Genomic DNA, 12,673 nt, shown 5'->3' on the forward strand with positions numbered 1-12,673 from the left:
CTACTCTTTATTTTTGTCATAGATTATCTTAAGTCCTGTTAATGTCAATATAGAATCTATTGTATCTATAGACTTTGACTCCTCATTTATCAGTTTAGCGAGGCCCCCCGTAGCTATTACAAAAGGTTCATCTTCTCCTAAATCCATCATTTCTTTTTTCATTTTTCCAACTATATAATCCACCTGGCCAATATAACCATACACTATGCCGGATTGCATACTAGCAACTGTATTTTTACATATTACTTTTTGAGGCTTGGTTATTTCCACTCTTGGAAGCTTAGCTGCCTTTTCAACTAAAGCATCTGCAGATATTTTTATTCCAGGGCATATTACTCCGCCTAAATAATCCCCCTTTGCAGTAACTGCACAAAATGTAGTAGCTGTACCAAAATCTATTATAATTAGAGATCTTTTGTACATTTCATGAGCTGCTACAGCGTTTACTATTCTATCTGCCCCTACTTCTCTTGGGTTATCATACTTCACATTTATTCCAGTTTTTACTCCAGGTCCAACTATAATTGGAACTATCCCAAAATATATCATTATCATATGTTCTAACGAGTACATTATATTTGGAACTACAGAGGATATAATAACTCCTTTTATATCTGAAGGATCCAATTTTTCGTGTAAGAAAAGTTCCATTACTTGAATCCCATATTCATCTGCTGTCCTTTTAGAATCTGTAGACAATCTACATACTGAAATAAGTTTACTTCCATCATATACTCCTAGAACAATGTTAGTATTTCCTGCATCTAGAACTAGAATCATTAAACAACACCACCCTTCTAAATTGAAATAATAATGATTACTTACATGATATACACAATTAAGGAGCAGCTTTGTAGCTGCCCCTAAAAATCATCAACTTAAGTCAAAATAATAATTTAATTGTATCAATAAAATTTTATTTGTCAAGATTAAATTGCTATCATCCATTTTAAAGAGAATCATATACTCCAAAGTTCCTACAACTTTGTGATAATCACTTTCATAATATACATAGGAGCATTGGCACAAGTAGTTGTAAAATAGGAAAAGTCCCTGTATGCTATCACAAGGACTCTCTACTTAAACATATTCAATTAAGCCTGAGCAAATATTTCTTCGAATTCATTTGCTTCAAGTTTTTCCTTTTCTAAAAGTTGTTTTGCTACTGCATGAAGCTTATTTAAATTATCTGAAAGAAGCTTTTCTGCTTTATCATAACTTTCATCTATTAATTTTCTTATTTCCTTATCTATCTCAAAAGCTACTTCTTCACTAAAATTTCTACCTTTGCCTAAATCTCTACCTAAGAATACCTCATCATGTCCTGATCCAAATGCAACAGGCCCTAAATCACTCATACCATAATCCATTACCATTTTTTTAGCTATAGTTGTAGCTCTTTCAATATCATTTTTAGCTCCAGTACTTATATCACCTATAATCAATTTTTCTGCTACTCTTCCTCCTAGAAGACCCACAATTTCATCTTCTAGCTTTGACTTTGACATATAAGAACTGTCCTTCTCAGGAAGGTGCATAGTATATCCTCCTGCCATTCCTCTAGGTATTATACTTATCTGATGAACAGGATCCGAATTAGGTAAAAGTTTCATAACAACAGCGTGACCTGCCTCATGATATGCTGTAAGCTTCCTATCTTCCTCGTCAATTACCCTGCTCTTTTTTTCAGGTCCTGCTATTACTCTAGTCACTGCTTCTTCTAACTCATCCATACCAATTAGTGTTTTACTTTTTCTAACTGCTAAAAGCGCAGATTCATTCATAAGATTTTCCAGATCTGCACCTGTAAATCCAGGTGTCCTTTTAGCTAATACATCTAACTTAACTTCATCTGATAAATGCTTATTTTTAGAATGGACTTTAAGTATTTCTTCTCTTCCCTTAACATCAGGTGCACCTACAAGTATTTGCCTATCAAATCTTCCAGGTCTTAAAAGTGCAGGATCTAATATATCAGGTCTATTTGTAGCAGCTATCATGATTATTCCCTCATTGACTCCAAATCCATCCATTTCAACTAAGAGTTGATTCAAAGTCTGTTCTCTTTCATCATGTCCTCCGCCAAGTCCAGCGCCTCTTTGTCTTCCAACAGCATCTATTTCATCTATAAAAACTATACAAGGTGAATTTTTTTTGGCTTGATCAAATAAGTCCCTAACTCTAGAAGCTCCTACACCAACAAACATTTCCACAAAATCTGAACCAGATATACTAAAAAATGGTACTCCAGCTTCACCAGATATAGCCTTAGCAAGAAGAGTTTTTCCTGTTCCTGGAGGTCCTACAAGTAAAACCCCTTTAGGTATCCTAGCTCCCATTTCTATATATCTTTTAGGTTGTTTTAAAAAGTCTACTATCTCTGCTAATTCTGCTTTTTCCTCTTCTGCTCCTGCAACATCTGCAAAAGTAACTTTCTTCTTATTATTGTCTGGCGTGGCCATTTTAGCTCTGCTCTTTCCAAAATTCATCACATTACGATTTCCACCGCCACCTTGCGATTGCTGCATAAACATAAACCAAAATGCTACAAGCATAAGTATTAAAAGAACAGTCGGTAAATATTGTACCCACATAGGTATTGTTGCAGGTTTAGCATACATTTCTTGAACTTCACCATCTTTAGGATGCTGACCTATAAATTGAAATAATCTTTCAGATGGGACTACAGTCTCATATGCTGTTCCATTTTTTAAACTACCTTGAACTGTCATTTTATCTTCTCTAAGCTGAAAACTTTTTACATCATTACTTAACCAGTACTTCTGAAAATCATTGAAACTAATGGATGTTGAACTTTCATTAGTTCTTACCAGCAACAATGCTGCAACTATCACTAATATAAAAACTACTGCCCAGGCCGTTGCACTTGAAAATTTTTTCATTAAAGGCCCCCCTCTCTTTCTAGTTTTATAATGTAAAATTGTATCATAATTAAAATTCCTTTACAATAAAATTTGTTACTAATTATTTGTAAATTTCTTCTTTTAATATCCCAACATAGGGGAAATTTCTATACTTTTCTGCATAATCCAAGCCATATCCTACTAGAAAATAATCAGGCACTTCAAATCCTATGTATTTTGCATTAACGCTAACCTTTCTTCTATCGGCTTTATTTAAAAGACATGCTATCTCTACACTCTTAGCTTTTCTTCCTTTCAAGTAATCCACAAGATAAGCTAAGGTTATACCCGAATCTATAATGTCTTCTACTATTAATATGTGCTTATTCTCTATTTCAAAATCTAAATCTTTTAAAATTCTAACAACACCTGAACTTTTCGTAGAATTTCCATAGCTTGAAACTGCCATAAAATCCATACTGCATGGAATAGTTATTTCTTTAAGCAAATCTGCCATAAATGGAACAGACCCTTTCAAGATGCCTACAAGGAGCAAATCCTTTCCATCATAATCCTGACTTATTCTTTTTCCTATTTCCTTAACTTTCTTTTTAATTTTACCTTCATCAAGTAGTACTTCCTTGATATCATCACTAATGTTGGCCATACTTTCCTAGTTCCTCACTTTCAAATTTTATAACTAAAATATTTCTAGTATTCTTATCAACTTTAAAAAGTTCGCTTATTCTATATCCAACAATCCATCCAATTTTGTCTCCAAAACATATGATAGGAACATCATCTCTTTTATCTTTAGATACTTTTAAATCTATGAACAGGTCTTTTAATTTCTTACTTCCAGTCATTCCAAGTGGTATAAACTTATCCCCTTCTCTCCTGTTTCGTAATATAATATTTCCTTCTAACTTATCGTAATCAAAATACTGTATAAGCTTATTTTTTTTACAATGTATATATTCTTTAGCTTCAACTAGTTCTATATAAACGGTAGATTTAATTGGGAAGATATTATTACATCCAAGTTGCAGTATATACTGTTTTTTATGATCTGACACAGCTTTTTTTGTATTTTTACTTATTATAATATTTCCATAGTCATTCAAAACCAATACGTTATTGGGAAGCATCTGTTCCTTCCCAGTAGAATGTTTCTGAACTTCTATTATATTTAGAATATGAATTCTCTCAAAATCTTTTAAATTTCCAGTTACAGTTTTTAAGGACATTCTTATTATCCTACTTAATATTGCTTCCTTCTCTAAGAATGCCTCTTTAGATATTATAACCTTTTCTCCCTTTATGTCACAATGTTTTTTAAATTTTTCTTGTGAAATATAACTTAAATACTCATTATCTATTTTTATTGTATCAGAAAATCTATTTAATACTTTAATTATATCTTTATTAAAGTTCTCTTGTATATATGGTATAAGTTGTAACCTTATTTTATTCCTAGAATATAAAGTTTCTAAATTAGTTTTATCAATTCTAGGATTAAGATTATTTAAGCTACAATATTTCTCAATTTCATCTCTAGTGCTGCATATCAGAGGCCTAACATATATATTATCTCTTACAGGTCTTATTCCTACTAAACCGTCTAACCCTGCGCCCCGCATAATTCTCATTAAAATTGTTTCAGCCTGATCGTTAGCATTATGGGCTATAGCTATTTTTTGAGCTTTTAACTCATCCTTAAGTTTTTCAAAAAAACTATATCTTACTTTTCTTCCCGCACTCTCACAAGATATGCCTTCCTCTTGTGAAACATGATTTACATCTATTTTTAAACTTTTAAATTTTATTTTCAAATTTTCACAAAACTTTTTTACATATTCTTCGTCTCTATCTGCATCTTTTCCTCTTAAACAGTGATTTACATGAGCTGCATATAAAGTTATATCTAACTTTTCTCTCAAAATATACAATATGTGTAATAGACATAACGAATCTGGGCCTCCCGATACAGCTACTATTACTTTATCTCCTCTATCAAACATTTTATTCTTTGTTATAGTATCTAATACAGATTCTATCAAAACAAACACTTCCTAAAAATTATTATTTTAGAAACAATACGCTAATTTATTATAACATAAATGAATTATTTTTTGTGTAAGAATGACATAAAAGCTATATTTAGACTGTCTACAACACCAATCTATAATTCACAACGCACAATTTTAGTAGATTTTTCTCCTCTGTGCTGCAAAAAATTTTAAATTTTGAAGCTTATTGAACTTTTGCTTCAATAATGCTATATTTTAGATTTTCTGAAGTTTTAGCGGAAGAAAATCATCCTTAATTGTGAATTGTGCATCGTGCATTGTGAATTAATTGCTTCGCAATGTTTTTAAACTGCGAAAGTTGAATACTTAAGAAATAATAATTATGTCCATTAATAAAGGCTGTATACCTTTTCTACTATTGCCGTCATATCATCTTTTGCCTTCCCTCCAGAAAGTTCTTTTGCTTTATCCGTAATTTTCTTGCACATTTCTTTAGGATCAGTGCAATCTAATTCTTTTAGAAATTCTATCATCCAATATAAATTTCCTGCTGCTTCACTTTCATAATCAATCACTCCATCGCTTACCATTATCAGGAAGTCTCCATTCATTATTTTGTTATTACTAATGTCCACATCCACTTTATCTAATATTCCTATAGGAAGCGTTTTTGACTTTATTACTATAACATCCTCCCCTCTTTTTATAAAACTAGCCGCTGCTCCTACTTTCATAAAATCTACTTCGCCTTTATATAAATCCACACTGCTTAAATCTAATGTCGAAAACTTCTCATCCTCAGTAAATTTTATACCCATTATAGAATTTACTGTATTGATAGCTGTCATTTTATTGAAACCTGCACTTGTAAATTCCTTTATAAGTTCAACAGATGCACTACTTTCCTGTCCTGCCTGAGGACCTGAACCCATTCCATCACTTATAATAGTCATATATGTTCCATCTGGCAATTTTCCAAAGCTATAACTATCACCATTACACTTTTCACCATCTTTACAAACTCTACTCACATAAGCTGCTATATGATATTTAGGAGTTTCTTCAAAAGTTATACTACAGCTGTCCATAGAAGAATTTATATTGCATCCATCTTCACTTACACACATTAACTTTTTAGTTACATTGTTTATAAGAGGCAATATATTTTTAACACACTCCTGTTTGCCGCCGCAAGCTTCCATAGATAAGTTTACAACTAAATGTCCCTTTTTATTATTGAAACAAAACACATCTTTATAATGTATATTGCTTTTATTTAAAATTCTTCGTATATCATTTTCCACCTCAGGATTAAACTTCATATTTAAATTAAAATCTTCTACTATATCACCTATAGTTTTTCCCATATTCTTTATTTGGGATGCTAGTAATTCTCTACATTCACTGAGTCTGTTCTTTCTCATTTCACTTACAATATAATTATTTACAATCTCTTCCGTATTTTTTATAAGTACCGTTCTTTTAGTACATTTTCTTTGAAGTTCCCCTGGCATATGTTTTTTGTTATCCTCGTAATTTTGTATTAATTCTGCAAAAGCATTATAAGTATAAAAAGCTTCTCTGTTCCAACACATGTGCTTCATATCGCAATCAGAGCACACTCTATCTGCCAAATTTTCTATAAGTGCACTACTTTTATTTTTCAAAGCAAGTTTATCGTTATCTGCCAACTTAGCCAAAACAACTGACATGTTATTAAGTACTTTAGAAAAACTATCAAATTTATGTGAAAAAATAGATTTGATTTTACCTGCATAATTCTCTTTTAAATGCTCCTGCTTCTTTTCCCAATCTAACTCCATTTCTATTTTTTTGTATATTTTCTGAGGTATTACAAAAAATATACAACAGCTTATAATTATTTCTATTATTTTAAATTCTGTTCCTATATTAGAATACATCTTTAGCACCATAAATCCTATAATATAAGCGCTTCCGCTCATCCACTTACCTGTTTCCCTAAACACACCTGATATAAGCCCACATAATCCATAAACTGAAATATATATCATCATATCGCTAGAGGTAACTCCTATTATAGTTCCCATGGCTACACCAGCGGCTGCCCCCGATGGACTTCCCTTTACATAACCTAATATAAGTATAAAACCTAGTGCTATTATATTTCTAAAAGATACTTCATGTATACTCATTCCCCAAGTTCCTGCTATAATCAAAGATGCAGTTATAGACATACTAATTATTTCCTCACTACTGTATAAATGTCTAGTTTTCAATTTTTTTAAGCATACTATAGAATAATTAATAATAAAATATATTGGAAAGATACACATAACTTCAAAAACAGAATTAAAAGCAGCTACCCCAACAGTTAATTTCAATATTAAAAACTTATAGGCAAAAAACTCTATTAACGCAGCAGAAAATAATAATACCAACTTCTTTTTTGCACTAATATTATTTAATATGTGATTTAAAGTTGCTAATGTTACAATTTCTATACAATATACAGGAAGATATTTAATATTTCCATACATTGAAATATACCCTAATAGTGTTCCCACCGCAGCAATGAGGGAAGGTTTTCGCTTTTCACATTGTGCTATTGATATAAAAAAGGCTATGCCAAAGGGTGCCATAAGATTTACCATCATAACCCTTCCAACTAAAAAACCTGCTAGGAAATAAAATATTATTTGAATTGTTTTTGTCATGTCCCTAGCTTCATGGTTTTTTTCTTCATTCTTTAGCTTTTCTGTCCTTTGATAAGGAAATACCTCTGCTCCATATTGCATATTATACCACCCACCTTATAAAATTACTGATTACATTATAGCAGTAATTACTGGAAATAAATGTCATAACATGAGATACATCCATATTTTTTTTAGGACATTAATTTTATGTTTTTTTCATAATTTTTATTTTAAATGTTTACTAAAAACTAGTTATCATATTTTATCCACAGTGTTAATAAATTTGTGATTTTAATAATTTTAGAAAGGTATGCTTTAACCTGATTAGACTTTGTTCATTATTAATAACTTTAAAGACAAGTAAATTGAAAACTAAAAAAAACTTGCAATATATGCAAGTTTTCTTGGTTGCGGGGGAAGGACTTGAACCTCCGACCTTCGGGTTATGAGCCCGACGAGCTACCAGCTGCTCCACCCCGCGGCATTAATTGGTGCTGAAGACCGGAATCGAACCGGTACGGGTTTTAAAGCCCGCAGGATTTTAAGTCCTGTGCGTCTGCCTGTTCCGCCACTCCAGCACATCATCAATTGGTAGCGGAAATAGGACTTGAACCTACGACACTTCGGGTATGAACCGAATGCTCTAGCCAGCTGAGCTATTCCGCCATGTTATATATTTCTGTGGTTGCGGGGGAAGGACTTGAACCTCCGACCTTCGGGTTATGAGCCCGACGAGCTACCAGCTGCTCCACCCCGCGGCATTAATTGGTGCTGAAGACCGGAATCGAACCGGTACGGGTTTTAAAGCCCGCAGGATTTTAAGTCCTGTGCGTCTGCCTGTTCCGCCACTCCAGCAAAATATATACACAACAAATTGACGACATATATTATTATATATGGTACTAACTATATTGTCAACTAATTTTTAAAAATTTCTACAAAGAAAATTTAAAAAGAGGCTAAACAGCCTCCTTAGGTAATCCTACTAGTAATTAGAAGATTTTTTATATCCTTTACCTTTTGCATCTTGATGTTTCTTTATATCTTGGAATCTTTCTTCACTATCTTTTAAAAACTTAGATAACCTATCTTCAAAATTACCCTGATTTTGCTTAGTTTTTTCTTTTTGCCAATCTATTTCCATAGGTCTAACACTCTTTTTATCAAGTCCAGCCTGCTTTATAGATAAACTAATCTTTCCATTGTCATCAATAGAAATCACCTTAACTTTTACTTTGTCCTTTTCCTTTAAATAATCTCGTATATTCTTAACATAAGTGTCCGACACCTCAGATATATGCACTAACCCAGTTTTACCTTCAACATCTACAAAAGCTCCAAAACTAGTAATGTTAACTACTGTACCCTCTAGTATGCTTCCTGCCTTTAAGGTCATATTAAAAAAACTCCTCCTTAAAAAATAATACTATATAATATAAACTTCTTCTCTTTTAACAGAGTAGGACTTCTTGGATCTTGCCCAAAAATCTTTGCTACATCCACAACCACTTATCCTCCATAATCTCAACAGGCATAATTTCAAGAAACCTGTTATAGTTTTCTATTACAGCATAACTGGTAATTAGTTTTTATTGTCTATTACAGGAGTTTCACCTTGCTTAATAAGACCTAATTTTTCTCTAGCTAATTTTTCTATATACACATTAGAATTAGACATTTTAACCTCTTCCTGTAATTTTTGATTTTTATATTTACCCCTCTGCTCTTCAACTTTCTTCTCACTTATCTGTTTTTTTATGTTCTGCATAGTTAATTGCTGGCTTATAAAAATATAGCCTATATATAGAACTATTAATAAAAAGATTATATTTTTCCACTTGATTTTTATTTTCATTAATAATCACCAATTTTCCCTTTAATGATTTACATTTCTATATACTTATTTTATTAACTATTGCCTTCCTCGATTTATCATATCATATCTCACTTATATTGTAATTTGATTTTTGATTTTCTTCAAGCTAATTTTTATACTTTTTTTTATTTTTTCTTTTAATACTATAAATAAGGTATTGAAAAGGATATATTATTATATATATAAATACCCTAAATAATCTTCCCAATACTTTGAAGAATTTATTATGTAATTCTATAAGCAAATTGCTGAAAAACTTCAAATATAAACATATACCTACACCTAATAAAATATACACATACATTCCCATATAGGCATAGTTTGTATACATTAAAAATATAAATACAATTATGGCTGTAAATACCCAAAACAGGGTGTCCTCGATAAATGTTATTATTTTATTTAAATCTTTAAACCCTCTTATTAGTCTGTAAAAATCAAATAATATTCCCGTTATTATTCCTGCTGTAAGGCTAAATATTATAAGTCCAATTTGATTACTTATTGATATAATCATACTAATCCTTTCATGGTAACATGATTTTATTTAAACATCTTTGATATTAAACTTTGGTTCTTTTTTTTCGACTTATTATTAGTATATACACAAGAATTTACCATACCGACTATAATTACATCTCCATTTTGTACATCTAACTTATTCATCTTCAAACTTTTGCCTTTAATATTGAGGGTTCCAAGATTAGTATTTAAGACTATTTGATCTTCATTAAAACTTACTACTTCAATGACACCAGTTAACATTAACTTTTTTCTATTTTCAAGACTTAATAAGCTTTTCTTGTCTTCTACACTTATTTCTTTTTTCTCCATAAAACATCCCCTCCACCTATAATAAATATATGTAGCCATTGGGGATTATATTACTTTGTATTTTAAATCTTATTCAGTTGAAATTATCCTATACATACTTTGAACGTTTTCTTTTGTAACATGAGCTGCAACATTTAAGATTTCTGCCTTTAAACATTTATTAGCATATTTGATTTCTATTATGTCCCCTTCTTTAACTTCAACACTAGGTTTGGCCACTTTTCCATTTATAGCAACCCTTCCACCTTCACATGCTTCTTTTGCTACAGTTCTTCTCTTTATTATTCTAGATACTTTAAGGTATTTATCTAATCTCATACAAACTCCCCTTTAAAACAGAAAACCTAGATTTTCACCCAGGCTTTCTGAAAAATACATTATTTATTTACTCTATCTTTAAACTCTTTACCAGCTTTAAATACAGGAACTGTTGATTCAGGTATTTTTATTTCTTCCTTAGTTCTAGGATTTCTTCCAATTCTTTCAGCTCTTTTTCTTGTTTCAAAGGTTCCAAATCCTACTAACTGAACTTTTTCTCCCTTTTCCAATGTTTCTTCTACGCTTTCTATAAACCCTTTAAGAGCTGCCTCTACATCTTTTTTTGTTAATTTTGACTTTTCTGCTATACCTGCTATTAATTCTGATTTATTCACTTTTTTTACCTCCTCTTATTTTCATAGATAAATGTGTAAAAATATTCACAAATATCTTTACGGCTAATTTTCGGTCATCATTAACCAATTTTTTCTAATTAAGCTTTCGAAAGCAATAAATATTGTATACTACACAAAAATATTTAGCAACTTACTATGTAATTTATATATACTTAAAAGTATTCATCACTTTCTAATCTATTGAATATACTTACATGGATATAGTAGCATATTCTGCATTAATTAAAAAATTCCTTCTTTTTGCATATAAAAAATTAAATTTATATATTTTTAGCCTTTTCCCAGAGTTCATCCATTTCATTTAATGTCATGTCTTCCATATCCAGTCCTTTCTCTCTGGCACCTTTCTCTATATATGCAAAACGATTTATAAATTTCTCTATAGTATAATTTAATGCAAATTCGGGGTCAATGTCAAGGAATCTAGCTACATTTACACAAGCAAATATTAAATCTCCTATTTCTTCTACTATTTTTCCCCTTTCCTTGCTTTTATATACATCCTTTACTTCATAATATTCCTCTAATACTTTATCTAATGCACATTCAACTTTGTCCCAATCAAATCCAACCTTAGCAGCTTTTTTTTGAACTTTACAAGCTCTCATCAAAGCAGGTAAAGCTTGTGCAACATGTCTAAGTTCATCTGTATGAGTTTTAAGTCCTTGCTCCTTTTTCTTTAAAGCATCCCAGTTTGTTAGCACCTCCTCTGAATTATTTACTTCTATATCTCCAAATACATGTGGGTGTCTCTTTATCATTTTATCACATACACCATTAATTACATCATTAATATTAAAAAATCCTTCTTCTTTGCCTATTTGGGAATGAAAAACTATTTGAAATAATACATCTCCCAGTTCCTCCGTCAGTTCTACATCATCTTTCTTATTTATAGCTTCTAGTACTTCGTAGCTCTCTTCTATAAGATATTTTTTTAGACTCTCATGGCTTTGTTCTTTATCCCAAGGACAGCCTTCTTCACTTCTTAATTTCTCCATTACATCTAATAAATCTTTTAAATCATATTTGCACTCTAAATCTTTAGGTATATAAATTGATGTTAAATAGTCTATATCATCTTGCCTGTCCAGCTCATACAATTTTATTTTTCTTATACTCTCACTATCTTTAATTCCTGCAGCTCTTATAAAATATATGTCTGCATCATCTCTATAATAATCCATAAGACTTAATTTTACTTCAGATGCAATTAGTCTATCATATACTTGCGTTATTATAGTACCTACCCTTTTATCTAACGTTTCATGCTTTATATCAAAAGCATCTATTATTTTTATTCCTTCAATAACATCTATATTCAACTTCTCTGCAATAACATCTATAAAACTAACCGATGGTATTATATCCACATCTACGGAATTTTGTTCACATAATTTTAACAATAATTTTACAGATTTTTCTGCTACCAGAGGATGACCTGGTACTGCATAAATTATTTGATGAAAACTTTTTTCCTTTAATATTAAATCTTCTGCTATAGATCTATATACATCCTCAAATTTCTGCTTTTTTTCATATAGATGATCATAAGTTTCAAAACTTATACCCAATTGTCTCAAGTAATCCACAGTAGGGTGTTTCTCTGTCCTCAAGTATACTTTGCTCACATCCTTCAGTGCATTAACAGCACCTATTGTAAGGGATTCTATGGATCCTGGTCCAAGGCCTACTACCTTAATCATTTGTAAATCCT

12 protein-coding genes and 5 tRNA genes are annotated in these 12,673 nt (G+C 31.1%); all 17 read right to left on the minus strand.

The annotated features are described in order from the left end of the window. Positions 1 to 780, minus strand: coding sequence for a type III pantothenate kinase (locus tag DMR38_RS20560; RefSeq protein WP_127723478.1), 780 nt, complete (start codon positions 778 to 780; stop codon positions 1 to 3). A 314-nt stretch (positions 781 to 1,094) separates the two neighbouring features. Continuing rightward, a complete protein-coding gene (gene ftsH, locus DMR38_RS20565; protein ID WP_127723480.1) occupies positions 1,095 to 2,903 on the minus strand; it encodes an ATP-dependent zinc metalloprotease FtsH in 1,809 nt (602 codons plus the stop codon). An 82-nt stretch (positions 2,904 to 2,985) separates the two neighbouring features. Then, positions 2,986 to 3,531, minus strand: a complete 546-nt coding sequence (hpt, locus tag DMR38_RS20570; protein WP_065076896.1) for a hypoxanthine phosphoribosyltransferase — start codon at positions 3,529 to 3,531, stop codon at positions 2,986 to 2,988. Next, a complete protein-coding gene (gene tilS / locus DMR38_RS20575) occupies positions 3,518 to 4,924 on the minus strand; it encodes a tRNA lysidine(34) synthetase TilS (RefSeq protein WP_127723482.1) in 1,407 nt (468 codons plus the stop codon). Before tilS ends, hpt begins: the two co-directional genes overlap by 14 nt. Before the next feature lie 359 nt (positions 4,925 to 5,283). Continuing rightward, complete coding sequence (gene spoIIE / locus DMR38_RS20580; protein WP_127723484.1) at positions 5,284 to 7,671, minus strand: stage II sporulation protein E; 2,388 nt, start codon at positions 7,669 to 7,671, stop codon at positions 5,284 to 5,286. 306 nt (positions 7,672 to 7,977) lie between these two features. Further along, a tRNA-Met gene (locus DMR38_RS20585) sits at positions 7,978 to 8,053 on the minus strand. A gap of 8 nt (positions 8,054 to 8,061) precedes the next feature. Next, a tRNA-Leu gene (locus DMR38_RS20590) sits at positions 8,062 to 8,150 on the minus strand. 11 nt (positions 8,151 to 8,161) lie between these two features. Further along, positions 8,162 to 8,238 (minus strand) — tRNA-Met (locus DMR38_RS20595). 16 nt (positions 8,239 to 8,254) lie between these two features. Next, positions 8,255 to 8,330: transfer RNA gene (locus tag DMR38_RS20600), tRNA-Met, on the minus strand. An 8-nt stretch (positions 8,331 to 8,338) separates the two neighbouring features. After that, positions 8,339 to 8,427 (minus strand) — tRNA-Leu (locus DMR38_RS20605). Between the two features lie 130 nt (positions 8,428 to 8,557). After that, positions 8,558 to 8,968 carry a S1 domain-containing RNA-binding protein gene (locus DMR38_RS20610; protein WP_013240734.1) on the minus strand — a complete coding sequence of 137 codons (411 nt, stop codon included), beginning with the start codon at positions 8,966 to 8,968 and terminating at the stop codon, positions 8,558 to 8,560. A gap of 186 nt (positions 8,969 to 9,154) precedes the next feature. Then, on the minus strand, positions 9,155 to 9,427 hold the full coding sequence (locus tag DMR38_RS20615) for a septum formation initiator family protein (protein WP_127723486.1): 273 nt from the start codon (positions 9,425 to 9,427) through the stop codon (positions 9,155 to 9,157). Positions 9,428 to 9,554: 127 nt separating this feature from the next. Beyond that, positions 9,555 to 9,965: a spore cortex biosynthesis protein YabQ gene (gene yabQ, locus DMR38_RS20620; protein ID WP_127723488.1), complete on the minus strand. Its 411-nt coding sequence runs from the start codon at positions 9,963 to 9,965 to the stop codon at positions 9,555 to 9,557. Positions 9,966 to 9,991: 26 nt separating this feature from the next. Next, positions 9,992 to 10,282, minus strand: a complete 291-nt coding sequence (gene yabP, locus DMR38_RS20625; RefSeq protein WP_063556999.1) for a sporulation protein YabP — start codon at positions 10,280 to 10,282, stop codon at positions 9,992 to 9,994. A 69-nt stretch (positions 10,283 to 10,351) separates the two neighbouring features. After that, positions 10,352 to 10,600, minus strand: coding sequence for an RNA-binding S4 domain-containing protein (locus DMR38_RS20630; RefSeq protein ID WP_127723490.1), 249 nt, complete (start codon positions 10,598 to 10,600; stop codon positions 10,352 to 10,354). Between the two features lie 59 nt (positions 10,601 to 10,659). Continuing rightward, a complete protein-coding gene (locus tag DMR38_RS20635) occupies positions 10,660 to 10,935 on the minus strand; it encodes an HU family DNA-binding protein (protein WP_127723492.1) in 276 nt (91 codons plus the stop codon). 281 nt (positions 10,936 to 11,216) lie between these two features. Continuing rightward, a complete protein-coding gene (mazG, locus tag DMR38_RS20640) occupies positions 11,217 to 12,662 on the minus strand; it encodes a nucleoside triphosphate pyrophosphohydrolase (RefSeq protein WP_127723494.1) in 1,446 nt (481 codons plus the stop codon). Positions 12,663 to 12,673: the final 11 nt, after the last annotated feature.

It is taken from the genome of Clostridium sp. AWRP (genome assembly GCF_004006395.2).
Classification (GTDB): Bacteria; Bacillota; Clostridia; order Clostridiales; family Clostridiaceae; genus Clostridium_B.